Origin of the sequence: Asticcacaulis sp., from assembly GCF_047605585.1 — a bacterium.
Classification (GTDB): domain Bacteria; phylum Pseudomonadota; class Alphaproteobacteria; order Caulobacterales; family Caulobacteraceae; genus Asticcacaulis.
On record NZ_JASGFK010000001.1, the window covers coordinates 529,501 to 554,510 of the forward strand.

A 25,010-nucleotide genomic window follows, 5' to 3' on the forward strand; every position below is an offset into this window, starting at 1 on the left:
TTCCCGTTCACACCTGCCTGGAATAGCTATGCCTACACCTCATTCCGTTGCCGGGTAAAGGGAGGTATCCGCCATCTTCACCTCGCTGGCCCGCGATTGCGGCAGGGTTTTCAGGAAATAGGCGCCCGCACCGACCAGGATGACAAGGCCCAGGCCGGCAACCGTCCAGGTGCACATCATCAGGAAGGAGGCCCATTTCAGCGTCAGGCCGCCGAAGTTCTTGAACAGCAGCAGCGCCACCGAACCGAGATAACCGCTGGCATCGGCGACATAGATCAGGAAACCGGCCGTCCCGGCCAGACGGCTGGCGGCGATGAAGCGGTCGAACAGCAGGGCATTGAACGGCGTATAGGCCAGGTACAGCCCGCCACCGAGCAGGATCATCCACCACACCGGCCCCAGCATATGGGCCTGGAAGGCGAAGGTCGCGGCGCCCGCCAGCACCAGGCCGATACCGACCATGACGAGATTGGCGATGAAGGCAAGCCGGTTATCCCTGAACAGGCTGAGCAGGCACATGGCGGCCAGCACCACGATGCCGACCGGCAGTTCGGAGGCGGTGAATATCTCGGCATTGTCCCTGAAGCCGAGATCGGCCCAGACTTCGGTGGCGAAGTTGTCGCGGAAGTCGCGCAAGGCGGTCAGGCCGATATAGATGACGATCAGGGCGATCAGGCCGGGCGCATAGGCCGCGAAGGTCGCCTTGCGGGCGGCCTTGTTCATCGGCATGCGCACCACGCGGGCGGCCTCGTCTTCCGGCGACGGCGGCGGCAGCTGCGACAGGCCGAGCACGCAGATCAGAAGCAGGGGCGCGAAGATCAGGCCGGTAACGGCAGGCATCCAGAACTCGTTGGCGTAGTGCTCCAGCATGACCCACTTGCCGACCGACTTGACCACGCCCGACGAAACGATGAAGCTGGCGCACAGGATGGAGCCGAGGATTTCCGAGACGCGACGGCCTTCGAGAAAGCCGAACACCAGCCCCCAGATCAGGCCGAGCGACAGGCCGTTGAAGAACAGGCAGGCAATATTGTACGGCGCGGGCACGGCGGCGAAAGCCACCAGCATGAGCTCGGCAAAACCGATCAGCACCAGTATGGCCATAGCGCGATACCGGCCAGGCAGCTCGGATATGACCTTGACGCCGATAACCTTGGAGAGCGCGTAGCCAAAGACCTGGAAGATCACCAGCGCGATCTTGTAGTCGATGATGAAACCGGCCACGTCGGCGAAACTGGCGACCGCAAAGGGCTTGCGATAGGCGTACATGGCGAAATAGGCGCCAAAGGCCATCACCCCGCCATAGAGGGCGAAGACGATGGGCGGGGCCTTGGCGAGCCAGGCAGTGAAACCGGTCAGTCTGGCGTCGGCAGGCGGGGGAGCGTCGGTCTTACTCATCATGGGCCTCAGATACGGATTTCGGAAGGGCGAGTGCCGGGCAGGATGCCGGCGGCGATGCGGGCTTCGAGGTCCGGCAGCAGGGCCGCGATATCGGCGACACTGTTGACCACGTAATCGGCGCCGGCCGCGCTCAGGGCCTCGGCTGACGCGGTTACACGGGTTTTGCGATCCTCTGATGACAGGGCGGTGAATTCGGCGAGGTCGAGCCCGGTGCCATTGCCGCTGGCGGCCACGCCGATGGTCCATGTCCCGGCCTCGCGGCCTTCGCGGATGCCGACCGTGGCGTCATCGACCTTGACGCAGGCGCGGGCGGGCCAGACACCGAGCTCGACCATGGCCTTCCAGGTCATCAGCGGCGACGGGCGGCCTTCGGCGGTTTCACCGGCGCAGACCACGAGATCGGGGCTGTAGCCCTGCGCGGCGGCCGCCGGCAGGATGCCCGACATCATTTCGCGGCTGTAGCCGGTGCCGGAACCGATGCGCACACCTTGGGCCCGCAGGCTTTTCACCAGATCGGCAGCACCGGGAATCAGCACGGCGCATTCGGTGGCGGCGCGTTCCATCAGCGGGCCGATGGCGTCGAACAGGCGGTCGATATCGGCAGGACCAGAGTCGTGCCCCTTGACCGCGCGCCATTGCGACTGCATCGGCTCGCGGCCGAGGATGGCGGTGATATGGGCGCGCTTGGCCATGCCCATGTCGGCACGCGCTTCGGCCAGGCTCAGGTCGATGCCCTCAAGCGCAAAGACCGATTGCAGGGCGCGCACGGGCGCCAGGCTGCCGAAATCGACCATGGTGCCGGCCCAGTCGAAGATGAAGGCCTTGATGGGACAGGTCATGCATGATCTCCGAAGCTCTGGAAGGTGCGTTCGGCGATGCCGAAAGAAGTGGAAGCGCCCGCGCCGCAGGTGACGATAACGAGGCGGACATCGGGCAGGGGCTGATCGATCAGGAACAGCCGGTCGGGCGCCGTGGCATAGGTGCCGCTCCAGCGTTCGGTGACCTGTGGGGCCGCACCGAGCACGGCGCGGTATTCATCGAGGATCAGCCGGTCGACGGCCTCGGAGGTGAAGGGCTCCGGCGCATCGCCATAGTGATGGCTGTCACCGACGACCAGCGAGCCGTCGGCGCTCTGCACCACGATCAGGTGAACGCCATTGGCCAGCTGCGCCGCGTGTTCGGCCTCCAGACGTTTTTTCAGCGCAACGGCCTCGGGCAGGTCGGCATAGCCGAGATAGCGGATCAGGCTGAGATCGGACATGACCGCGCCGGGTAGTCGGAAACCGGGATCGGCCAGGCGCAGCATCTGCAACTGGCAGCGCGAAATAGCGTGGGCCTGGATACGGCCGGCGAACAGGCCGCTCAGATCGTCACCGGGGCAGACGACAATGCGCTCGGCGCGGACCTCGCCCATGGAGGTGTGCAGCCGGCCTGTCTCGATGCCGGTGACCGTGACACCGTAATGCAGATCGGCGCGCGTGCCGAGCCACTGACTGAGTTTGGGAATGGCGGTGCGCGACTCGACGCGGATATCCAGGGGCGAATGCAGGACAACGCGCTGACCATTAGCCAGGAAGGGGACGGCATCGCCCTTCAGCAGGCGGCAATCCGCGCCCATTTCGGTATAGAGAAAGGCCCGCAGCACCGCCTCGGATTCCGGGTAACGCGCGCTGACATAAAGGCCGCGGTGCTCGATGGCGATACCGGCGTCCTCGGCGGCATCGAGCCACAGATTGCGCGTCCGCCGGGCCAGGGCGTGGAAATCGCCACGCTGCTGGCCGGTGACGGTCACAAACCCGAAATTGCGGATCGAGGCGCCGGTGGCGCGGGCGTGGCGCTCGAACAGGGCGACCCGCAGACCGGCCTTAACGGCGGTCCAGGCATGGGCCAGACCGATGATCCCGCCCCCGACAATGGCAATATCGCAGGCGGGCACCATCAGACGACCATGGCGCCGATGCCGGGATCGGTGCGACTGGCGCGGCCGGTTTCGATATGGCCGGCATAACGGCGCAGCCACGAGTCATTGCCGACGACCGTGAGGGTCAGGTCGTACCAGTGATCGGAAGCGGCGAGATCGAGGCGCACGGTCTGCACGCCATTGGCCGGCAGGGTCAGGGTCTGGCTGGCCTGGCTGTAGCGCGGATCGCTGACAAGGCTGACTTCCACCGGAGCGGCGCCGGTATTCTGCAGGGCCAGGCTCAGTTCTCCTGCCCTGGCATTCTCGCTGACCACGACCATGACCGGATCCGGCATCAGTTTGTCGTCATCGCGCAGGCGTCCGGCGAAGTGACGATAGAAGCCGTTAGGCCCGTGAACAGCCAGATCGTAGACCTCGCGGTCCTTGTGGTTCCAGTGACCGGCCGCATAGGTCTGGCCGGCATCGAGCGTATAGCGCCACGGCCCCGCCAGATTGTAGGCCGCATAGTCGTGAATGGTGAAGACCGCCGCCTTGCTGCCCGTATTGCCGAGGTCGATCAGCAGGTCGCGCTTCACCTGGCGCACATTGGCATTGAGGGCGTAGGGCAAGGGCCGGGCCGGACGCTGTTGAGCCGACTGGCCGCCAGGCCCCTGCATCTGCGGTATCTTCAGCGAGGGCTGCGCGGCGGCATGAGCCAGGCGCGCCTTGTAGTCATCGGTCGAGGGCAGGTTCAGGCGCGACAGGTCGGCATTCGGGGTCTGGAAATCGAAGGCCGAGGTCAGGTCGCCGCTGACGGCGCGGCGCCAGTCGCTGATATTGGTTTCCTTCACGCCAAAGCGCCTTTCGAGGAACTTGAGGGTCGAGATGTGGTCGAAGACTTCGGAGCAGACATAGCCGCCACGGCTCCACGGCGAGACGACGATCGCCGGCACGCGGATGCCCAGGCCGAGAGGCTGGCGCCCTTTGGCCAGAGGGCTCGGATGCAGGTTGTAATCCTTGAACTCGCCGTCCGTATTCACGCCTGACCAGCCCTCCGTCTCATCGGCGGGGGGAGAAGGCGGCAGCATATGATCGAACAGACCGCCGGCCTCATCGTAATTGATGATGAAGACGGTCTTGGCGAAGACCTCGGGATGATCGGTCAGGGCCTCGATCATCTTGGCGCAGACATTTTCCCCATCGGCGGGCGTATAGCTCGGATGCTCGGACAGCGCCGCCGCCGTAACGACCCAGCTCACCTGCGGCAGCTTGCCCGAGGCGAGATCGGCGCGGAAGGCCTCGACCAGTTGCTGGCCATCCGAGCGCGTGCGGTCGGGTCCGGTCTTGTGCTCGGAGACCCAGGACCGGCCGCGCTTGTAGAGGTTGGACGCCTTGTCGCACGGGCGGAAGCTGGCGAAGCAATGCAGGATGTTGTCGCCGAAATTATCGTATTCCTGATAGACCTTCCAGCTGACCCCCGCCTTTTCCAGCCGCTCGGCATAGGTGGTCCAGGTATGGGGCTCCATCGGGCGATCCTCATCCATGTTCGCCGACGGCGTCTCGTCCTCGCCGTAATTGTCCATTCTGGGATCGCCGCCGACCTTGCCGCCGCCATTGCAGCCCGTCCACAGATGCAGGCGGTTGGGATAGGTCTGGGTAAGGGTCGAGCAGTGATAGGCGTCCAGTATGGTGAAATTGCTGGCGAGCGCATGATAATAGGGCAGGTCGGAGGCCCGGTAGTAGGTCATGCGGTTATGCAGTTGCCGCGAGACGCCCCACTGGTCGAAATGCCCGCCATTGACGATCACGACCGCCTGCTCGTGACCCTGGTCGCCGCCGCCGACGACATAGGCATTCTGCGATTTGGAGTCCGCCCAGTAGGGCATGACATAGCCATCCGGATGCTCATCGCTCGGCTGGCGCCAAGCGCTGTGGCCATTGCGCAGGCGTAAAGGGCGTGGATCGCCCTGCCCGCGCACGCCGGCAAAGGTGCCGAAATAATGATCGAAGGCGCGGTTTTCCTGCATGAAGATGACGACGTGCTCGACATCCATAATCGTGCCGGTCTTGTTGTTGGCCGGGGTCGCCATGGCCTTCTGCAGCGAGGCCAGGGTGGCTGTCCCCAGGCCGGCGGCCGCCATCTGCAGCCACTGGCGGCGATTGGCGCCGGAAGGAGGAGAAGACGTCCTGGTCATGCAAAGGCCCCGCGTTGGAAAATCAATTCTGGTATATACCAGAGAACAGAGACTGAGTTTTAATTTTTTATGACAATTGCGATTGCGACGATTTGTCGTTTGTCCTCGCCGAGTCAATTTGGTATATACCAGATAAATTGTCCTTGCCGAGAAAAAATTGATGTCCGCATTCGAACCTGCCCTGTCATCAGACACCGTCGCCCACATCCTGCATCTTTATGCCACACGCGGTGACGATCACTACGGAGAGGATGTCAGCCAGCGCGAACATGCCGAGCAGTGCGCCTATCATGCGCATATGGACGGTGCGGGTGACAATCTGATTATAGCGGCCCTGCTCCACGATATCGGCCACCTGCTGCACAAGTTCGGCGAGGACGCCGCCGACCGCGGCATCGACACCAAGCACGAACGTATCGGCTCGGGCTGGCTGGCGCGCCATCTGCCGCCGTCGGTCACCGAACCGATTGCCCTGCACGTATCAGCCAAGCGTTATCTGGCGACCGTCAATCCGGAATATCTGGAAGGGCTCAGCGCCGCCTCGCTGCAAAGCTTCATCCTGCAGGGCGGGATCATGGATGCGGAAGAAATCGCGGAATTCCAGGCGCATCCGGCACACCAGGCGGCACTTGACCTGCGTCGTTACGACGAAATGGGCAAGATAATCGGCGCCGACATGCCGACCTTTGCCAGCTATGAGCCGATGATTCGCGCATTGATGGTAACAGGGGCTAGGTAAGTCCCGGCGAGTCGCGTATGCAGGGAGGCTGCCTGCTTCCGAAAGCTTACTCATGACTGCCAAGAAATCACTCGACCGGCCCGGCTGGTGGATGGACCTGCCCGACAGCGCCGAAAGCCGGCACTATCTGGGGGTTCGCGACAGCATTGCCGCGCACATCCAGAGCGGTGACCTGGCTCCCAATGCCTGTCTGCCTTCCGAGCGCCAGCTTCAGACCGGCACCGGCGCGGCCCGCGGCACTGTGCGCGCGGCCCTGTTCCAGCTGGAGGCGGAAGGCCTGATCTATCGCAAGGAGCGCAGCGGCTGGTATGTCTCGCCGGCGCCGATCGTCTACGATCCGACACGCTGGGAAGGCTTCATGTCGTACGTCACGGCACAGAAGCGATCGCCGCGCACGGAACTGCTGAGTGCCCGCGAAGTGGCGGCCACGGCCGAGCAGGCGGTGGTTTTCGGCGTCAAGCCCGGCGCTATACTCTATGAACTGCGCCGCCGACGCCATATCGACGAGCGCGCTGTGCTGGTCGAGAGCATACTGGTCGATCCGCGCATGGCGCCGAAGCTGCTGGACCACGATCTCGAAGGCTCGCTGACCCAGGTGCTGCGTCATCAGTATAATATAGATGTGGCGCGCAACCGCATCGAAATGCAGCCCTGCGCCCTGACCCAGGAAGCCGCCCTCGCCCTGCGCGTCAAATCAGGCCTGCCGGGCCTGCTGGTCACCCGCATCAGCGAGGATGCCCAGGGCCGCGTGGTCGAATACGATCAGGAATACTGGCGTCATGATGCGCTGAAGATCAGCGTCGATATACACGTCCGCTGATAGTGCAGGCTATACTGGAAACCCGTTAGCCATTTAAAATTGCAGAGCGGATGCAAAACCACCCAAACGGGCGAAATGGCGGCATAATCCCATATTTGAGTGACATTTTTGTGTAGCTCTTTCAATATTTGAATAAAATTTGCGCAGTGCAATAAAACTGGTTTACTCCAGATTTATTTTGATACATCTCTTTATTGCTTCGTATTAACAATTATGGGCTGGGCGAAACCTGCTTTCGAAACTTCCGATGTGTGTCGGAGGACGCGAACCCTTGCGTCCGCCCGACAGGCGTCATGAGGCGGAAAGTTGGCGTCCGCACGGAGGGGGCTCCTGCCGTGCACCTGCGACAGGAAGCATCGCATTCCAGGCCTGTTGGACACGATTGGAGAATGACATGTTTTCCCAGCTCTCGCTGACTCCCCGGCGCTCCGCCGATTTCCGCAACCGCATCCTGATGGGTGTGGGCCTCAGCGCCCTGTGCGCCCTGGTCCCCGCCCTGGCTTTCGCCCAGGACACCACTCAAACCACAGCCGCCACCCCGGCGCCCGCGACAGATAGCCCGCAAGAGGTGGTTGTTACCGGCTACCGCAAGTCGCTGACCGCCGCGCGCAGCATCAAGAAGAACTCGGACATCCAGAAGGACGTGATCGTCGCCGAAGACATGGCGAAGTTCCCGGAACTGAACCTGGCTGAGTCCCTCCAGCGCCTGCCGGGCGTTCAGATCACCCGCGAAGCCGGCGAAGGCCGCCGCATCTCGCTGCGCGGTCTGGGCCCGGATTTCAGCCGCGTCCAGCTCAACGGCATGGAAGTGCTGGGCAATGTCGACTCCGCCCAGGACAGCCGCGGCCAGCGCACGCGCGACCGCGCTTTCGACTTCAACATCTTTGCTTCGGAACTGTTCTCGCGCGTGGAAGTCGAAAAGACCTACCAGGCCGCGCAGAACGAAGGCGGCATGGCCGGCACGGTCGGCCTGTTCACCGGCAAGCCGTTCGATTACGGCCCCGGCTCGAAGGCGGCCCTGGTAGGCAAGCTGGGCACCAACCAGTACACCAAGGATACGCAGTCGCGCATCGCCGGCCTCTACAGCTATAACTGGGACAACAAGTTCGGCGCGCTGTTCTCGATCGCCTACGCCAAGCGCGAAACAACCGAGCAAGGGCACAACACCTATAACTACTCCGAAATGAGTGCGGAGGATGCCCAGCAACTGGTCGCTGACGGCCTGGACATCTCCAATCTGAGCGCCGAAAAGCAGGCCCAGTTCCTGGCCGGCGGTCTCTATTTCGCCGACGGCAACCGCATCTCTTCGTGGAACGCCAAGATGGAGCGCCTCGGCATCACCGGCGCCCTGCAGTGGCAACCGACCGAAAACCTGCTGCTGACGCTCGATATGCTGCACGGCGAGGTCACCACCCATCGCGATGAATACCACCTCGCCACGCGTCCGATCGAAGGCCTGGGGTCTACCACCCTGAGCACGGCTGCCGGCAGCGCCTGGCCGACGTCTTTCCAGTCATCGGCCGTACTCAATGACTTCGAGGCCGATGACAGCGGATATGTCACCTACACCGATGTCAGCAATGTCACCATGGGCAGCGAGCATCGCCGCGAACTGAACGAAAACCGCTTCAACCAGATCGCGCTGAGCCTGAAGTGGAACCTTTCCGACCGCCTGCTGGTCGACGGCCATATCGGCTACGAGAAGTCGACCTACGAGACGCCCTACGACGACAAGATCTATATGCGCGCCCAGGGCAACCTGATCGCCGATTACGGCAGCGACGGCCAGTCCGCCTCGTTCTCTTATCCGGACTGGGACCCGACCGATGCCTCTACCTATGCCCTGGACAACGTCTATTATCGCGCCTTCCACAATTCGTCGGAACTGAAGGAAGCCGTGCTGAACGCCAAGTACAAGGCGAACGACGCCTGGACCCTGCGCGCTGGCGTGGCTTACCACAAGTTCACCCAGGACGGTGCTAATTACTTCTATGACGGCGGCGTCAACGGCACGACGCAAGAAATGCGCGGCGACAGCGTCGAGGGTGTCAGCTCCGTTTTCAGCAACGAATTCGGTTCATGGCTGGTCGGCGATTACGACAAAATCTTCGCCAAGTATGATGAATACCATCGCCTCGAAGCCAAGGCCGATGGCACGGGCGGCACGATCCAGGATATCGAAAACGTCTACACGACCTCGGAAGAGACCGTTTCCGGTTACGTTCAGGGCGACTGGGACAGCCAGGTTTTCGGCAAGCGCTTCCGCGGCAATCTCGGTCTGCGCGCCTACGACACCAAGACCACCAGCACTGGCTGGATTCAGGGTGACTCTTACGCCTATCTCGGCACCACGGACGTGAAGGGCCACTATTCAGGTGTGCTGCCGACCCTGAACACGGTCCTGGAAATAACGCCGGACCTGCTGGTGCGTTTCTCCGCTACGCAGAACCTGAACCGTCCGGGCCTGAGCTCGATGGCGGCTGAAGGCACCGCAACCGAGGATGAAGACACCGGCGAAATCTCGGTCTATCGTGGTAACCCTGACCTGAAGCCTTACAAGGACAACACCCTGGACCTCGCGGTCGAGTACTATTTCGGCAAGGTGGGTCTGCTTTCGGCGGGCGTGTTCCAGAAGGACATCACCAACTTCATCACTACGGAAACCCTGTATGATGTGCCCTTCAGCGAGACCGGGGTGCCGGCGAGCACGATCGATGGCGCCACAGCCGACACGATCGTCCACGAGTTCTCGACGCCGGTCAATATCGCCGGCCATACCAAGCTGAACGGCATGGAACTGGCGGCGCAAAGCCAGCTGTCCTTCCTGCCGGCGCCCTTCGACAACTTCGGCGTGGTTGCCAACTACACCTATGTCGATGCGCCCTCGATCACCGGTATTTCGAAGAACAGCTATAACGCCACGTTGTACTATGAGACCCCGAAATGGGGCGCCCGTGCCTCCATGAGCCATCGCAGCAAATGGTTCAGCTCGTACAGCGACGACGTCATGAGCGCCGGTACGCAAGGCTATCAGGCCTCCACCTATGTGGATGCCGCGGCCTTCTATAACCTCAGTCCAAAGCTCCAGATCACCCTGGATGCGATCAACCTGACCAACCAAAAGGACACGCAATTCTGGGGTCAGAATGAATACCTCTATAATCAGAACCAGAGCGGCACGACCTACATGGTTGGGCTCAGCTACAAGTTCTGATAACGATACCTGAAAGACCGGGCGCTCCCCTCTCCGCCGAGGCGGGAGCGCCTATCCCTTAGAAGATCATGATCGTTTCCCACCACCACCGCTTCATCTTCGCCGCAGTGCCCAAGACCGGTACCCATGCCGTGCGCCAGGCCTTGCGCGAGCACCTGGACGATGCGGATGTCGAGCAGGTGGGCCTGTTCGTCAACAAGCGTTTCCCGTGGGCGGACCTGGCGGCGATCCAGCATGGACATCTGTCACTGTCGCAGATACGTCCCTATCTCGGTGACGAGGCCTTCAACCGCTATTTCAAGTTCGCTTTCGTACGCAATCCCTTCGACCGCTTCGTTTCCTACTGCGCCTTTGTGCTGCGCGGCGGTGATGACTTCCAGAAGTGGCCGCGCGAGGCGATGTACCATTTCCTGTTCCGCGATCCGCCGGAACGCCACATCCTCTTCCAGCCGCAGGCATCCCTGCTGACCGACACGGATGGCCGGACCCTGCTGACCGACCGCATCGGCCGCGTCGAGGAGATGCAGGGTTCATATGACGCGATCTGCGCGCAGATCGGCATTGCCTCCCGCCCGCTCGACCGCGTCAATGGCAGCCAGCGCGGCGACTATCGCCAATATTACGACCAGGCCCTGATCAATGGCATAAGCGCGCGCTACGCCCAGGACCTGGAGCTGTTCGGCTACAGTTTTGAAGGCCTGAAATGACCCCTCTCCCGCTCACCGCCAATCCGCGCAAGACTTCGGGTGTCCGGCACCTGGGGGCGGTCGAAATCACCGCGCTGCTGGCAGCCGTGCGGGCGATACCCGAGGCGGTCTGGGCGGCCGAAAACGCCACCAAACCCAACCGGTTTGGCGTGCTGGACGAGACGCGACATATCGTTTTCCGTTTTGCCGACAGTCCGCGTGACTGGCGCTATTCGCATGACCGCCCTGCCTGGCCGCAATGGCGGGCATTGCTGGAACCGGTGCTTGCCCACGCCGTTGGTGACTATGGCTATGCGCGCGGCGTCTTTCCGCGCGTAATGCTGGCGCGGATGCCGCCGGGTACGTCGATCCTGCCGCATATCGATGACCAGCCGGCGGCGAAATGGCCGCACAAGATTCACATACCGCTCACCACCAATCCTCACGTGGTCTGCTTCTTCGGCAATGAAGACCGTCACTTCCCGGTCGGCGAGGCGATCGAGGTAAATAATCTCGGCCCGCACTGGGTGTGTAATAATGGCGAAACCGACCGCATCCACCTGATCTTCGAATATTATGACGCCGACCAGCCGGACCCGGCCTGGCTGGCGCCATTGCTGGCCGGTGCCCCGCGATGAACGCCTCCGCCCCGCTCCAGGACCGCGACGCCTTGTTGCAGGTCGCCATAAGGCTAAGGGAAGGGCAGCATGTCCGCGAAGCGCTGGCGGCGCTCTCGAATCTGGACGCGCATTATCCTGGTTACAGCCGTCTTCATCAGGAACGCGGCCACTGCCACATCCTGCTGGGCGACGGGCCATCGGCCGTGAGTGCGCTTGAGACGGCGGTACGCCTCAATCCGACCTTGCCCGCAAGCTGGGGCATGCTGGAGCAGCTCTATCTCAGGCGGGGTGACACGGCACAGGCGGCCACGGCCGCCAGGCATCTGGCGGCGCTGAAGCAGCTGCCACCGGAAGTGGTGATGGCCAACAGCCTTTACGTCGATGGCGCTCTGGGGCCGGCAGAAGACATCATTCGTCACTATCTGCGCAAGGATGGCGACAATGTCGGCGCCCTGCGTTTACTGGCGCGCCTCCGTGACGCGCGCGGCGCGCCGGCCGAGGCCGAGGCCCTGCTGGAATCGGTGCTCGCCCAGGCGCCAGATTATCACGAGGCCCGCCTCGACTATGCAGTGCTTCTTCTGCAGCAGCAAAAACACCTGCCGGCGCGGCAGCAGGCCGAGCATCTGCTGGCCTACGATCCGGACAACCGCGAGTATCTCAAACAATATGGCGCGGCCTGTATCGGCCTGGGCGATTACGAACCGCTGATCGATCTGTACGAAAAGCTGCTGCATGCGCCGGGGCTACCCGACGCCGAAGCCGCCGACCTGCGTCTGTGGCGGGCCGCCGCCCTGAAGATCACCGGCCGGCAGGCCGAAGCCATTGCCGATTATCGCGCCTCGGTCAGCGTCCAGCCCGATCAGGGCGTGGCCTGGTTCGGCCTGGCCAACCTCAAGACCTGGCGCTTCACAGACGAAGACATCGCGCGCATGACAGCGGCGGCGGTCCAACCCGACCTGCCGGACATGGACCGCGTCTATCTCAACTTCGCCCTGGGCAAGGCGCTGGAGGACCGCGCCGATTACCCGGCCTCATGGACCTTTTACAGCCAGGGCAATGCGCTGCGGAACCAGACCTCGCGCTACCGCCCGGAGATTGCCGAGGCCTGCGCCGGCCGGCTGAAGTCGGTCTTCACATCCGAATTTTTCGCCGAACGCACCGGCTGGGGCGTGGACGATCCGGCGCCGATCTTCGTCCTCGGCCTGCCACGCTCCGGCTCGACCCTGATCGAGCAGATACTGGCTTCGCATTCCCAGGTCGAGGGCACGCAGGAGCTGACCGTCATCGGCCGCTATGTCAGTGAGTTGTGCGGCCAGGACCCGGATTGCGGCCTGCCGCTCAACCCGGACATCCTGCGGCAACTGACCGCCGATGACGCCCGCCGGCTGGGCGAGCGCTTCCTGACCGATACCCGCACCTATCGCCGTCTCGGGCGGCCGTTCTTCATCGACAAGATGCCGAACAATTTCTGGCATATCGGCCTGATCCGGCTGATCCTGCCGCAAGCAACACTCATCGACGTGCGGCGCGAACCCATGGCCAGCGGTTTCAGCAATTTCAAGCAGCTGTTCGGGACCATCAACCAGGAATTCAGCTACGATCTCGAACACCTCGCGCGCCACTACCGCACCTATCTCGACCTGATGCGCCACTGGGACACGGTCCTGACGGGCCGCCTGCTGAGGGTGCATTATGAAGATGTGGTCGATGACCTCGAAGGCCATGTGCGGCGCCTGCTGACACATTGCGGCCTGCCGTTCGAGCCGGCCTGCCTGACGTTTCACGAGACAAAACGCAGTGTACGCACGCCCAGTTCCGAACAGGTGCGCCAGCCGATCAACCGCGAGGGACTGGCGCAATGGCAGAACTATGCGCCCTGGCTTGCCCCCTTGCGCCACGCGCTGGGCGATGCCCTGACGACCTACCGGGACTGAAGATGAAGCTGTCGCAACCCTTTTTCCAGCTCCCGGTCCTGTTCGATGTCGCGCGCCTGCAGGCCGAGGTCGCGGCCTTGCCGGGCGGGGCCTGGGTGTCACACCCGGACGGCGTGCCAGGCAACAGCGCGACCCGGCTGATCAGCGCCGGCGGCGCGGAGACCGATTCCGTCCATGGCCAGATGCGGCCGACCAACTGGCTGGAAACCATGCCCTATCTGCGCCAGGTCCTGGCCGGCTTCGGCGTGGTTTGGAGCCGGTCGCGGCTGATGCGTCTGGCGCCCGGCGCCGACGTGCCCGAACATGCCGATATCAACTACCACTGGCATACGCGTGTACGGGTGCATATTCCGGTTTTCACGACGCCTGATGTGCGCTTTCACTGCGATGGCCAGTCCGTTCACATGGCTGCAGGCGAGGCCTGGATTTTCGACAACTGGCGCCGCCATCATGTGGAGAACCGCGCCGATGCCGATCGTATCCATCTGGTGGCCGACACGACTGGCACGGCCGGTTTCTGGCAGTTCGCCACCGGCCCGACGCCGCCGCGCGATCAGTGGCGGACCATGCCGTATAATCCGGCCGGCAATCCCCGTTTGTTGACCGAGACAAACCAGCAGTCGCCGGTCATGCCCGCCGCCGAAGTGCAGTGGCTGATCGACGATCTGCGCACGGAACTGACAGTCACTACGAACAGCGAAGACGCCCGGATGCGCGCCGTCCGTTTCGCCAGACTGCTGGAAAGCTTTGTGCAGGACTGGCGCCAACTGTGCGCCCTGCACGGCACGGCTGGACACGGCCGGGCGGAATTTCTGCGCCTGGTCGAGGCCGTACAGTCCGCCGCCCGGTCGTTCGGCGACGGGCTTGTCATGCGCACCAACCAGGCCAGTGCCTGCCTGGTGCTGGAAAAGCGCGTCCTGCAGCATCTGGTCGCGCCGGAACAACCAACGGATAACGCATAAGGACCGATCATGAACCGCCTTCATCCGACACCCAATCGTCGCAAGGTCATTGCCGGCGCTTCGGCCCTGGTAGCGGCGGCGGCGATCAACGATGCCTATGCCGGTGCGGCGCCCGCGCGATCCCTGCTGATCGTGGGCGACTGGGGCCGCGACACCGCCCCGCATCAGCGCGAGGTCGCCAGCCAGATGGACCGGGCGGCGGCGGAGCGCGCCTGCGTGGGCGTCATCTCGGTCGGCGACAACTTCTATGAAGACGGCATCCAATCGGTCGACGATCCGAAATGGCGCACCTCGTTCGAGGAGATCTATACCGGCGCCAGCCTCCGCCCCCTGCCCTGGTATGTCGCCCTGGGCAATCATGACTATGGAGGCGCACCACAGGCCCAGGTGGATTACACCAGGCGCAGCGATCGCTGGCACATGCCGTCGCGCTTCTTCAAGGTATCCGGTGCAGAAATGGGATTGCCGGAGATCGACCTCTTCGTCATCGACACCAATCCGCTGATCGACCATTACGCCGAGGGCGACGATCCTCAGGCCATTAATGTCCGCAGCCAGGACAGTCAGGCGCAACTGGCCTGGCTCGACCGGGAACTCGCGGCCTCCACAGCGAAATATAAGCTCGTCGCCGGGCATCATACCATCTTTTCGGGCGGCAGCCTGCATGGCGATACGCCCGACATGATCGCCAAGGTGCTGCCGCTCCTGAAGCGCCATGGCGTCACGGCCTATATCAACGGCCACGACCACGATCTGCAGCACATCGCCCGTGACGACCTGCATTTTGTCTGCTCGGGCGCGGGTTCGGAATCGCGGCCCGTCGCTGCCATCGAAGGGACGCGGTTCTGTCTGGCACGCGCCGGTTTCGCCATACTGTCCGTTGGCGCGGATGGTCTGGACGTGGAGTACCGCGACTACGCCGGGGCAACATTGTATCGATCCGCGCTGGCGGTCGCCTGACGGCCCCTGTCGGGCTCAGGCTTTCAGACCGAAGCGCGGCAGACATGCGCCGAGGCGGTGCCGGACAGCCTCTGTTGAGGCACCAGCGAAACGCTGCTCAGGTCCGCGCCATCCCTCGGCAGGCGAATGATCATCTTGTTGGCCGGGTGCGACCAGCGCGACGCGTCCACGTCAAAACGATCCACCTTGCCGTCCGCATAGGTCAGCGACAGATGATAGAGCCGCGGGTCCGGCGAGGTCAGGTCGACCACGACATTGACGTTCCCGCCTATCCGCGTCGCATCGGCCTTTGCGACGGTCATGACGGTTGTCTGGCCCAGCTTTATGGCGGCAGGCTGTCCCTTCAGCAGGGCGGCGTTTCCGCAGTCGCCATCGGCCGCCCCCAGGATCATCGGAAACTTATCGACCTCTTCGAGGTTATGATACTGCATTTCCCAGATCAGGTATTTGGGCTTGGCCTGGGCATAGTCCCCCGACAGCATCCACGACAGTATGGCCGACGAAAAGCCGCCGCCGCCGATGGCGTAGTTCGCCACATCGGCATGCAGGGCCTGCTCCAGGAAGCCGCTGAAATTACCGATCAGGACCGTCGAGAAACTGGTGCCGACCAGCGCGATATCGACACTCTTGTCGCTCAGCAGGCCGCCAGAATCCTCCGACAGGGCGGAGGTAACGAAGTTACGGTGCAGGATGGGCTTGTAGGCCACCTTGCAGATGCGCGAAGCTTCCTGCCGGAAGGAGTCGAGCTGCGGCGTGCCGGCGGCATTGCGCGTCGTTTTGAAATCGGTGCGCGACACTACCGAGTAGGCCGGCTGGCGCATCATGTCACGCTGGACGGCGACGGCGGTGACAAAGGCACCGAAGGGCGCCCAGTGGATATCTGCCGGCAGGTAGAAATCCTTCGACTCGCCGTCGAGATAGACGCCAGGGTCCTTCATGGTGGCCATCACGTCCGGCACGATCAGGCCCGCATCGCGCAGGCGCTGCAACGAGGTCTGGTAGCTGGCGAGCGCCACATCGGGCGAATACCCCTTCGCCTCCGGGGCAGAGGGATCGATAAAATCGCGCATCAGGACGCTGCGTGGCGGCGCCAGCACCAGGACCAGCCGGGTATTGGATTTCGCCAGCTGCTTTTTCAGCGCGACGAAATTGGCGACCAGCGCCCCGGAGACGGGAGACCGCGCCTTGAAATCGACCTTGCCGCGAAACATCCAGTCACCCCGGCCGCGTACCAGCGGGAACAGGCTTTCGTCGGAATAGTTGCCCGAGACCGCCAGCTTCGCGCAGTCCCATGCGGGTTGAGTGGTCGGCGACATTGTCTGTAGCGGCGAGAGGCGCGTCGTCGGCAGGGCGGGCGTGGCAGCGGTCAAGGCCCACAGGCCGGCCATCAGCCCATGGCTTAAGCGCCGCAGCGGGAGAAACGGTTTTCTCATGTGACAACCTCCAGGGGCGTGGCGCGCCTGGGCAGGCAGGCGGCGATGAGGGCGGCCAGGCTGTAGACGAACAGCAGCAGAAGGAGTGAGACGAACTGCATGGGCTGGGCGCTGACACGATCGAGCATCAGTTCGAACCACAGGACCAGAACGGCCAGGGAGAGCAGCACCAGCATGCCTGTCACCCGGTAGGACCTGAGCAGCGTGGCCCAGCCGCCGAACAGGATCGCCACCAGCATCAGGTAGAGCCCGAAGCCGAGCCAGCCATTGTAATCGGCCAGACGCTTGCCGACGCGATCCACCGACCGTGCAATAACGGCATCGGCATTCTGGGTCAGGAAGACTGCGCCATCGGTGAACTGGGCAACGACATATTGCAGGGCCGCCACGCCGCCCAGATGGCGGTTCAGCACATTGGCAAAGGCCAGGAGCAGGGTCACCACACAGGCAGCGATGACAAAGGCCAGCGCGTTCTCGCCCAGCTCACGCCATTTCAATCCGCGCACCGACAGACCAAAGGTCAGGGACAGCAGAACCGACAGGGTCAGGGCGGACTCATGCGCCATCAGGGCGGACAAAGCGCCGAGCGCGGCCGATATGGCAGGTAATACCCAGGCCACCCGCCGGGGCGTCAACAGGGCGGCGGCGACCGACAATGGCCACAACCAGGCGGCCAGCCCAAGGGTCAGGGTCAGGGCGGCGAACCCGGCGGCGACAAGGCTGGCCGCTGTCATCAGCGCGACCGCCGCCGGGGTCATCTGCCGATGTCGGTGAAGCAGGAAAACTGTTCCGGCCCAGATCAGCAGGACGACCAGCGGCTGCACGATCAGCCAGGCCTGCATCGGCGCAATGACCAGGGCCAGCCGTGACGTGGCGCGCAGCAGGACGGGATTATCGCCCAGGGGACGGCTGCCGACATTCTGGGGCGCGCTGCCATAGCTCAGGTCGCGCACCACCTGGCAGGTGCCCAGCACGCCATCGGCATCCTTGGGCACCTGGGGCGCGAACAGGTAGCGGTCGAATTTCTGGTCCTTCAGCACCAGCGTGCCGGCAATCTCGCAATCCGGCCTGAAGCGGCCGAGCTTTTCCCAGGCGCGATGGGCGGCCTCATCGGCCAGCAGGGTACCGCTGGCAAAGGCGGCCTTCAGCCGGGGCGCCGGATTGACGAAGCTGGCGCCCGCCAGGATGACGAGGCTGATGGCCAGCAGGCCGATCGCCACCAGCGGGCTGAGGACCAGGGGGTGACGCCAGGTGGGGGTGGAGTGCGCGGTCATGAGGTGGCCTTTATGGCTGTAACGGCAATTATGGCGGGCGGGGGCAGACTCTGCTCCGGCATCTGCGGCTTCGCCGGCATCGCCTTGGGCGGCACGGGTTTCGGCGCTGGCATCAGTTGGTTGAGCATGGCGGCGGCCGGCTTGAACTTGCGGTCTTTCGACTTCTGGAAATAGGCGATAGCCTCGCCGCGGTTCGCCGACCCGCCGCGGCCTTCGAGCAGGTACATGCCGAACCAGTATTCCGCTTCCGGATCTCCGGCCTCGGCGCCTTTTTGCAGCCAGACGCGCGCATCGGGCAGGGACTTGGGCACGCCCTCCCCGGTCTCGTAGCAATAGGACAGCAGGATCATGGCTTCCGTACTGCCCAGGCCGGCGGCGCGGCGATAGAGACTGGCGGCCTGGACCGGATTCTGGGCCACGCCGAAGCCGGTGGCGAAACTGCGCGCCATTTCCACCGTGCCTGACAGGTTGCCGGCCTGATCGGCCTGCTGGAAGAAGGTGAAGGCGCGCGCCGGATCGATGCCCACCCCGGCGCCGCTGGCATAGGCGCGGCCGAGATCGACATAGGCGTCGGTTTCGCCGCGCAGTGCCGCCTCGCGCAGCCAGCGGACGGCATTCTGCGGCGCGTCCGGCTCCTGCAGGGTGAAGTAAAGCGCGCCCAGCTTACGCATGGCATGGGCATCGCCCTGCCTTACCGCCGCTTCCAGGAAGGCCTTGGCCCTCAGCCGGTCCTGGGCCACCACCTCGCCCGTGGCATAGGCATCGGCCATGATCAGGGACAGGCTGGTCGAACTGGCGCCCGCCTCCAGCGCGCCGGAGGCCCAGTGGAAGGCTTCGCCCTCATTGCGCGCCACGATGTCATCGCCCTGACTGTAGCGCTTCGCCAGTTCGGCGCGCGCCCCGCTGCGGCCGCTGTTCGCAGCCTGCACCAGATAGGTCACGGCCAGGGGGCGGTCCGGCGTCACACCGTGCTGGCCCTTGTTGTAGAGATTATAGAGCAGCCAGGCCGCCCCGTCGTTTCCGGACCTGGCAGAAAGTGTCAGCAGATTGAGCGCCTCGGGATCGGCCGGTGCGGTCGGCGACTGGCGATCGAGCAGGGTGTCCGCCAGTTCATACTGGGCCGGCGCAAAGCCGGTGGCGGCGGCCTTGCGGAAATAGAATTCCGCCTTTGCCCGGTCCACCGGTGTGCCGCGCCCCAGTTTGAAATCGCGACCGAGTTCGGTGAAGGCGCCGGGGGTACGGCTCTGGGCGGCGGCCTCCATGGCCAGCTTGTGCGCCTGGATGACCGAGGCGGGGGTGCCTTGCTGGCGCAGCAGGTCGATCTGCCGCAAACGGGCAGAATTGCTGTTGAGGGCCACGGCCCGGCTGTACCACTGGCTGGCGGCCTTGAGATTGCCGGCCACCCCGCGTCCGTCACGATAGGCGTCGCCCACCTTGACCATGGCCTCCACATCGCCCTCCTTCGTTTCGCGCAAAAGGTTGGTGAACCGGCGGGAACGGATGTCCTGGATCAGGTATTCGCTCTTGGCGGGCAGGGTCCGGTTTTCCAGCAGGGCCAGCAGTTCGTCCGAGGCCCGCGCATTGCTTTCCGAGGACTTGACCAGCCGTCGCAGGATATCGAGCTTGTCGGCATCCGGCCGTTTCGTCAGCTGTTCGGCCAGGATCAGATTGGCGCGCTTGTTGCCGTTCAGGGCCGCCGCCTGGATATTCACGCCCGCTTCATCCGGCGAACGCGCCAGATCCGGGTGGGCCGTCAACAGCTCGGCCAGGGCCAGCCGGGCCCGATCGCCATAGACAGGATCGCCCGTGACCGCCCGCAGCATCTGCGCGGCCCGGACGCCGGCCTGACCATCCGGTGACAGCTCCGGCGCCTTGACCAGCAGACGCGCCTGGTAATAGTCGGCCGCCGCCTTATGGAGCGGGCGCAGGGCCTGCAGCTGCGACCAGGCGGCCGTCCAGCGGCTTTGCTGCGCGGCCTGGTTGGACACGGCCACCACCGCCTGGATACGTGCCTGCGGGCGCTGCTGCCAGGCCAGCAGGCCGGCACCGCCCGCCACCACGGCGCCGGTGAGGGCCAGGGAAAAGGGAAGCCAGCGGGATCGAACGAGCCTGACCATGATGCCTATTCCTCTTCCTCTGCGGTATCAATGTCGGGCGTATCGCCGGTTTCCTGGTCCACGTCGGCCACGCCGGTACACATGGCGGCCGCCTTGCCGGAAGCCGCCGGCAAGGCCTCGACCAGACCGCTCATGAAACCATTGGCGGTAAAGCGGCAGACCTTCGCTGTGGCGATCACCGGACAGGACGAACGGACCACGACGCCGTCATCCTGCAGGCGGCGCACCTCACGGCCCAGCGGTTCGAGATCGCCCTGCAGGATCTTGCGGTTGGAGCCGATGAACTGGTTGCCCTTCAGCGCCAGGGCGCCGAAGCCATTGGCGGTGATGCCCGCGCCATTGTGCTTGTCGATGCTGTTTTCGATGATAGAGACCGAAACGAACTTGGCGTAGGGATCCTTCTTGACGTCACGCGTCGGGAAGCCCGGCACCTCCTTGGGATCGCCGATATAGACATTGATCCCGGCGCGGTCGGCGGTCTTCAGCTGGTTGCGGAACAGGCCGATATCGGTGCTGTTGCGCACCTTGATACCATCGCCGTGATTGCCGATGGCGGTGTTGGCGGCCATGATGTTGCACGGACTTTCATAGACGGCCAGGCCTTCCTGGCCATTGCCCCACACCCGATTGGCATAGACGACATTGCCGGCGGAGATGCGGTCGAGCATGACCCCGGTGCCATGGTTGCCGAAGACGATATTGCCGACGATCCACGAGTCGTCGACCTCGCGCGAGCCGATGATGCCGTGCTTTTTCTGGGCGCCATAGCTGGTATTGTAGGCGATCAGCAGGCGCTGCGAATAGTCGTGCGGGTCGACGCCATAGATGACGTTATTGCGGTACTCGTTGCCGATCAGGGCCACATCGTTGGCCGCATTGGTGAAGAAGCCGAAATACTGGTTCTCGAAGGTGTTCTCCACCACCGTCCCGGTCGGCCGGTTCAGGGCGCCGGGCCGGGCGCGCTGCACCAGGATCGGTCCCTGCGAATAGGAGAAGCCATAGCCCTTGGCGCCGCTGAAGCCGAGGTGATGGAAATGGGAGCCATCGGCATTCATCTCCGAACCGCCCCACGAGATGATGAAGGGGCGGAACTTTTCCCGCGTGGCGAAGTCCAGTTCCGAATAGGTCTTGTTGGCGCTGTCCCAGCCGGCAATCGTCACGTCATGGAACCACAGCTTGCCGGCATTGACGATGAAGACGCCGGCATCGGCATTCATCAGCAGTTCCGAGGCATCCGTGCCGGAAACGACCAGGCTGGCCTTCGGCCCCACCAGCAGGGGCACGTTCAGGGTGTAGCGCGATCCCTTGCGCACCAGCATCTCGCCATGTCCGATCTCCGCGAGCTGGCGCGACAGGCTTTCCAGAGTCATGACGCCGGATTCGATGTGGATATAACGCGGATAGCGCGTGCCCTGCGCCTGCACCGGGAACACCTTTTCACCGATCGAGCGGAAGGTGTTGTTCACCTGCGAAACGAACTTGGTGTTGTAATAGCTGTAGGCCATCGGGATGACATAGACATGGCCTTCCGTCGGCAGCGGAATCTTGGCGCTGACCATCTCGCGGGTATAGCTTTTCAGCCGCGGTGGCGCCGGGACCGCCGCGCCAGCCTTGTCGCTGCCCAGTTCGTAATAGTTGACCCCCTGCCCGGTCAGGATCAGGTCACGGGTGAGGTCGGCCTTGCGCGGGGTGCGCGCCTGTCTGTCCAGTACCTTGTAGGTATCCAGCGCCCCGGCACTGGTCTCGGCCAGGGCGTGCATGACGCCCACCCGCGCCTTGTAATCGGGAATGGCCGTGGCGTATTGCGCGGCGGATTCGTAATCGCCGTTCGCCGCATATTGCTCGACCGCGCTTTGCAGGCTCTTGGCCATGAGCTTGTCATTGATCGCCCAGGCCAGGACGCCATCGAGCCGGGCGCTATCCTGCGCCCTGGCCCAGGCGGCGGCCAGCTGCGGCAGGGCGCGCATATAGGCATCGCTGTCGGTCGACATGGCGTCGGGCACGAAGGCCTCGGCCTTTTCCGGCTCGCTTAGCGAGGCATAGGCGTAGACAAGCGCGGCCGAAATGGCCTGCGTGTCGTCAATCACTTTGGACTCGCCCTTCAGGCGCAGCATCCGGTCGATGAGGGCCAGGGCCGGCGCGCGGTCCTGCTCGCGGACATAGCGTTCGGCGGCCAGGGCGAATACCCAGGCCTGGGTGGCCGGGGCCTTCTGGGTGCTGCCCAGCTGTTCGATATTGCGCGCCACCCTTTTGGTGATCCCCGCCTTTGCGGCCAGGCTCTGCGCCTGCAGCACGATGGCGTCGCCCCGGGCACCGGTGCTCTTCAGCGTATCGATCGACTTGTCGGCCAGATTCCAGTCGCCCGAGCCGAGCGCCTTTGCGGCCAGGGCCTTGAGCACGCCGATCCGGTCCGCATCGTCGGATACGCGCCGGGCATAGGTCAGGGCCTTTGGATAGTCGCCCAGGCGGGTGAAGACGCGCGCCAGATTGGTGTTGATCCGCGACTTGGCGGGCCGTGACATGAAGACCGAGGTCAACCCCGTCACCTCGGTCACGGCCTGCTCGGCGGACTGTTGCAGGTGTGAATCGGCATACTGGGCGGCGACTTCCGACAGGACCTGGGCCTTCTGCTCGCGATCCGGCAGGGCCTCCGCCAGCCGGGCGGCAATCGATATCCGGCTTTCCTGCGCATTGCCCATGGCGAGGGTGAAGATCGCCTCATTCCGTACCCTGGCATCGGAAATCCCGAAGGCGGCCTTCTCGACCGCATCCCTCTGTTCATTCTGCATCGCATCGTTGACAATGGCGAGCAGGACGGAATCGCGCTGCGGCGTGCCGGGCCGCGCGGCCACCGCCACGGTCGCCGCAGCAGCCAGATTTCCGTTCACCCGCAGGGTCTCGGCCATATCGACCAGGGCGGGGCTCTGCTGGTCGAGCTGCGGTCGGGTGGTGCCGCGATAGGCCGCCAGTTCCGGCACCGGCAGGTCGCCCGCCTGCAGTTCGAAACCGGCCATGCGGCTGTAAAGTTCAGTTTTACGCGACAGGTCGGCAATCGAACTGGCCCATAGCCAGGCCTGGGAGCGCCCTTTCAGCGTGCGGGCGAGATTGATCGTCATATCGGCCACCAGCGGATCGCGCTGGGCCGGCGGCAGGGTATCAAGCTTCACATAGCCCGCGGTCAGGGTATCGGCGCTGGCCCCATTGTCGCCGATCTCGATCTGGCGGCGCGCAATCGCCACCAGGCGGTTGGCCTCGGCAATGACATCGGGATAGCGCTCCGCCGTGTAGCGGGCGGTGGTCAGGATGCGGCTGCGTTCCTCCGGCGGCAGGTCGGGCGCCTGGCTGCGCGCGATCAGCAGCTGCGTGTAGGCATCGAGCAGCTTTGAAAAGGCCGGGGTGGTTTCGATGGCCGGGTCGCGCAGGCTGGCCTGATCGTAGAGCGCCATGGCCGTGCGCAGCTGGGCCTCATGCTGGGTGAAATCGGTCATCTTCGCCGACTCCGCCACCAGCCTGTCGGCGCGGGTCACCTCCGTCAGCGTTGCGCCCGTTTTCGGGGTGGTCCCGGCGGGAAGGGTGCAGGCGGCCACCCCCCCGGCAAGGGCGGTGACGAAGAGGAGACGGGACCAGCAGCGCCGGCCAAGAACGGTATGCAACTGTTTCACTTGGGTGCCGCGCTCCCCTCGGGTTTTGTCAGGTTCATCCACACGTATCTTTCCGGAATTTCCCAGATGACCCATTCGGGCCGGGCCTCATCCAGGGTGCCGCCCGTCAGCAGTTTCTGCATCGGCAGGAACGGCCCCTCGCCCTTTTCGGCGGCATTGACCAGGCCAACGCCGAGGTCCTGCTCCAGGTCATTGGCAAATCCCCAGCGCTCGTCGGCGCTGTAGCTGGTGCCGACGAGCAGGGCCGGCGTGGCGGCATCGCCCAGCAGACCGCCCTCGTCATCGCCGGAATCCGAACGCGTGAACACGGGCTCAGCCAGACGGTCGGGCGCGGGGCCTATCTTTTCGAACCAGGGCCCGAGCGGAATGAAGTTGAGCAGGTCGCCCGCCATGGCCTTCGGCGCCTGAGTGGAGACCTGCAGGCGGTCCGCTTCCGGCGGTGTCGAGAAGCCGCCATGGGCGCGGACCGCCTGCGCGATAGCGCCGGCGGCGGCCTGCGCCCCGGCCGGTGTCCAGTGCGTGTCGGTGTGGAAATAGGCGGGTTCATGGCTTTTCACGGCCAGCAGGGTCGGGCGCAGGTCGACCACCGGCACGCCGGCGCGGCCAAGACCAAGGATCAGATCGTCATAGACGGGATGCAGGGAGTCTGGCCAGGCATAGCGGCCGGTTGCCTCGCCGTAGATGCGCGCCTTGGCCGGGACTATGACCACAAGCAGGTGGATGCCGCGGCTTTCCAAGGCCTGACGGGCATCGGCGGCCTGACGGATCGTGGCCGTCACGCCGGAGGAAAGCCGTGGCGCATCGTACTCTTCCCTGGAGAACAACCAGCCATCGCGGCCCGGCAGCACACCGTCGCGCCCCTCACGGAACAGGCCATAGGAAAAGGCCGTCCAGGCATTGATGGCCCCGTCGCGAATGGCCAGTTGCTTGTCGAAGGCGGCGGTGAACTGGCTGGCCCATTTGCCGTCGGCCAAAACCTGAGCGTCCGCCTTCGGCGTCTCATGGCCGCGCACGGCCGGGTTGGCATAGCCGAGAGCCGCCAGGCCCAGGCCGATCACTCCTCCCCATATGGCTGTCCATTTGTCGGTCATGG

Annotated in this window: 17 protein-coding genes; 8 read left to right on the plus strand and 9 right to left on the minus strand. The window is 64.1% G+C overall.

The features are described from left to right. Nucleotides 1-39 precede the first annotated feature (39 nt). From QM647_RS02530 to QM647_RS02545, 4 genes are read right to left on the minus strand one after another with little or no spacing between them, the layout of a single operon-like run. Nucleotides 40-1,398: a DUF5690 family protein gene (locus QM647_RS02530; protein ID WP_414993896.1), complete on the minus strand. Its 1,359-nt coding sequence runs from the start codon at nucleotides 1,396-1,398 to the stop codon at nucleotides 40-42. A gap of 8 nt (nucleotides 1,399-1,406) precedes the next feature. After that, nucleotides 1,407-2,240 carry a phosphonoacetaldehyde hydrolase gene (gene phnX / locus QM647_RS02535; RefSeq protein ID WP_414993897.1) on the minus strand — a complete coding sequence of 278 codons (834 nt, stop codon included), beginning with the start codon at nucleotides 2,238-2,240 and terminating at the stop codon, nucleotides 1,407-1,409. Continuing rightward, nucleotides 2,237-3,340, minus strand: coding sequence for a TIGR03364 family FAD-dependent oxidoreductase (locus QM647_RS02540; RefSeq protein WP_414993898.1), 1,104 nt, complete (start codon nucleotides 3,338-3,340; stop codon nucleotides 2,237-2,239). The genes phnX and QM647_RS02540 overlap by 4 nt, the downstream gene beginning before the upstream one ends. Beyond that, nucleotides 3,340-5,496, minus strand: coding sequence for a phosphocholine-specific phospholipase C (locus QM647_RS02545; RefSeq protein ID WP_414993899.1), 2,157 nt, complete (start codon nucleotides 5,494-5,496; stop codon nucleotides 3,340-3,342). Before QM647_RS02545 ends, QM647_RS02540 begins: the two co-directional genes overlap by 1 nt. Before the next feature lie 160 nt (nucleotides 5,497-5,656). Here QM647_RS02545 and QM647_RS02550 point away from each other — a divergent pair, with 160 nt between their 5' ends. From QM647_RS02550 to QM647_RS02585, 8 genes are all read left to right on the plus strand, one after another. Beyond that, nucleotides 5,657-6,235, plus strand: coding sequence for an HD domain-containing protein (locus tag QM647_RS02550; RefSeq protein ID WP_414993900.1), 579 nt, complete (start codon nucleotides 5,657-5,659; stop codon nucleotides 6,233-6,235). A gap of 52 nt (nucleotides 6,236-6,287) precedes the next feature. Continuing rightward, complete coding sequence (locus QM647_RS02555) at nucleotides 6,288-7,055, plus strand: UTRA domain-containing protein (RefSeq protein ID WP_414993901.1); 768 nt, start codon at nucleotides 6,288-6,290, stop codon at nucleotides 7,053-7,055. 394 nt (nucleotides 7,056-7,449) lie between these two features. Next, nucleotides 7,450-10,269: a TonB-dependent receptor gene (locus QM647_RS02560; protein ID WP_414993902.1), complete on the plus strand. Its 2,820-nt coding sequence runs from the start codon at nucleotides 7,450-7,452 to the stop codon at nucleotides 10,267-10,269. A 68-nt stretch (nucleotides 10,270-10,337) separates the two neighbouring features. Further along, a complete protein-coding gene (locus tag QM647_RS02565) occupies nucleotides 10,338-10,976 on the plus strand; it encodes a sulfotransferase family 2 domain-containing protein (RefSeq protein ID WP_414993903.1) in 639 nt (212 codons plus the stop codon). After that, complete coding sequence (locus QM647_RS02570) at nucleotides 10,973-11,593, plus strand: aspartyl/asparaginyl beta-hydroxylase domain-containing protein (RefSeq protein WP_414993904.1); 621 nt, start codon at nucleotides 10,973-10,975, stop codon at nucleotides 11,591-11,593. The genes QM647_RS02565 and QM647_RS02570 overlap by 4 nt, the downstream gene beginning before the upstream one ends. After that, nucleotides 11,590-13,509 (plus strand): sulfotransferase, encoded by a 1,920-nt coding sequence (locus QM647_RS02575; RefSeq protein ID WP_414993905.1) that lies wholly within the window; start codon nucleotides 11,590-11,592, stop codon nucleotides 13,507-13,509. The genes QM647_RS02570 and QM647_RS02575 overlap by 4 nt, the downstream gene beginning before the upstream one ends. Before the next feature lie 2 nt (nucleotides 13,510-13,511). Then, nucleotides 13,512-14,471, plus strand: a complete 960-nt coding sequence (locus QM647_RS02580) for an aspartyl/asparaginyl beta-hydroxylase domain-containing protein (protein ID WP_414993906.1) — start codon at nucleotides 13,512-13,514, stop codon at nucleotides 14,469-14,471. 9 nt (nucleotides 14,472-14,480) lie between these two features. After that, nucleotides 14,481-15,431 (plus strand): purple acid phosphatase family protein, encoded by a 951-nt coding sequence (locus QM647_RS02585; RefSeq protein WP_414993907.1) that lies wholly within the window; start codon nucleotides 14,481-14,483, stop codon nucleotides 15,429-15,431. 23 nt (nucleotides 15,432-15,454) lie between these two features. On the opposite strand, the gene QM647_RS02590 is transcribed toward QM647_RS02585, so the two are convergent. The 5 genes from QM647_RS02590 to QM647_RS02610 are packed head-to-tail and all read right to left on the minus strand — an operon-like array spanning nucleotide 15,455 to nucleotide 25,008. Next, nucleotides 15,455-16,864 carry an alginate O-acetyltransferase AlgX-related protein gene (locus QM647_RS02590; protein ID WP_414993908.1) on the minus strand — a complete coding sequence of 470 codons (1,410 nt, stop codon included), beginning with the start codon at nucleotides 16,862-16,864 and terminating at the stop codon, nucleotides 15,455-15,457. Further along, entirely contained in the window at nucleotides 16,861-18,138 is a 1,278-nt protein-coding gene (locus QM647_RS02595; RefSeq protein ID WP_414993909.1) for a hypothetical protein, read from the minus strand. The genes QM647_RS02590 and QM647_RS02595 overlap by 4 nt, the downstream gene beginning before the upstream one ends. Then, nucleotides 18,135-20,255 (minus strand): tetratricopeptide repeat protein, encoded by a 2,121-nt coding sequence (locus QM647_RS02600; protein ID WP_414993910.1) that lies wholly within the window; start codon nucleotides 20,253-20,255, stop codon nucleotides 18,135-18,137. The genes QM647_RS02595 and QM647_RS02600 overlap by 4 nt, the downstream gene beginning before the upstream one ends. Nucleotides 20,256-20,260: 5 nt before the next feature. Then, complete coding sequence (locus QM647_RS02605; protein ID WP_414993911.1) at nucleotides 20,261-23,917, minus strand: right-handed parallel beta-helix repeat-containing protein; 3,657 nt, start codon at nucleotides 23,915-23,917, stop codon at nucleotides 20,261-20,263. Next, nucleotides 23,914-25,008, minus strand: coding sequence for an alginate O-acetyltransferase AlgX-related protein (locus QM647_RS02610; RefSeq protein ID WP_414993912.1), 1,095 nt, complete (start codon nucleotides 25,006-25,008; stop codon nucleotides 23,914-23,916). The genes QM647_RS02605 and QM647_RS02610 overlap by 4 nt, the downstream gene beginning before the upstream one ends. Between the last annotated feature and the right edge of the window lie 2 nt (nucleotides 25,009-25,010).

Bases quoted from the DNA above. Each gene is read 5' to 3' on its own strand.
- QM647_RS02600 (WP_414993910.1), bottom strand. From the start codon at position 20,255: ATGGTCAGGCTCGTTCGATCCCGCTGGCTTCCCTTTTCCCTGGCCCTC.
- QM647_RS02590 (WP_414993908.1), bottom strand. From the start codon at position 16,864: ATGAGAAAACCGTTTCTCCCGCTGCGGCGCTTAAGCCATGGGCTGATG.
- QM647_RS02530 (WP_414993896.1), bottom strand. From the start codon at position 1,398: ATGAGTAAGACCGACGCTCCCCCGCCTGCCGACGCCAGACTGACCGGT.
- QM647_RS02575 (WP_414993905.1), top strand. From the start codon at position 11,590: ATGAACGCCTCCGCCCCGCTCCAGGACCGCGACGCCTTGTTGCAGGTC.
- QM647_RS02550 (WP_414993900.1), top strand. From the start codon at position 5,657: ATGTCCGCATTCGAACCTGCCCTGTCATCAGACACCGTCGCCCACATC.
- QM647_RS02565 (WP_414993903.1), top strand. From the start codon at position 10,338: ATGATCGTTTCCCACCACCACCGCTTCATCTTCGCCGCAGTGCCCAAG.
- phnX (WP_414993897.1), bottom strand. From the start codon at position 2,240: ATGACCTGTCCCATCAAGGCCTTCATCTTCGACTGGGCCGGCACCATG.
- QM647_RS02540 (WP_414993898.1), bottom strand. From the start codon at position 3,340: ATGGTGCCCGCCTGCGATATTGCCATTGTCGGGGGCGGGATCATCGGT.
- QM647_RS02585 (WP_414993907.1), top strand. From the start codon at position 14,481: ATGAACCGCCTTCATCCGACACCCAATCGTCGCAAGGTCATTGCCGGC.
- QM647_RS02570 (WP_414993904.1), top strand. From the start codon at position 10,973: ATGACCCCTCTCCCGCTCACCGCCAATCCGCGCAAGACTTCGGGTGTC.
- QM647_RS02595 (WP_414993909.1), bottom strand. From the start codon at position 18,138: ATGACCGCGCACTCCACCCCCACCTGGCGTCACCCCCTGGTCCTCAGC.
- QM647_RS02580 (WP_414993906.1), top strand. From the start codon at position 13,512: ATGAAGCTGTCGCAACCCTTTTTCCAGCTCCCGGTCCTGTTCGATGTC.
- QM647_RS02610 (WP_414993912.1), bottom strand. From the start codon at position 25,008: ATGACCGACAAATGGACAGCCATATGGGGAGGAGTGATCGGCCTGGGC.
- QM647_RS02545 (WP_414993899.1), bottom strand. From the start codon at position 5,496: ATGACCAGGACGTCTTCTCCTCCTTCCGGCGCCAATCGCCGCCAGTGG.
- QM647_RS02555 (WP_414993901.1), top strand. From the start codon at position 6,288: ATGACTGCCAAGAAATCACTCGACCGGCCCGGCTGGTGGATGGACCTG.
- QM647_RS02560 (WP_414993902.1), top strand. From the start codon at position 7,450: ATGTTTTCCCAGCTCTCGCTGACTCCCCGGCGCTCCGCCGATTTCCGC.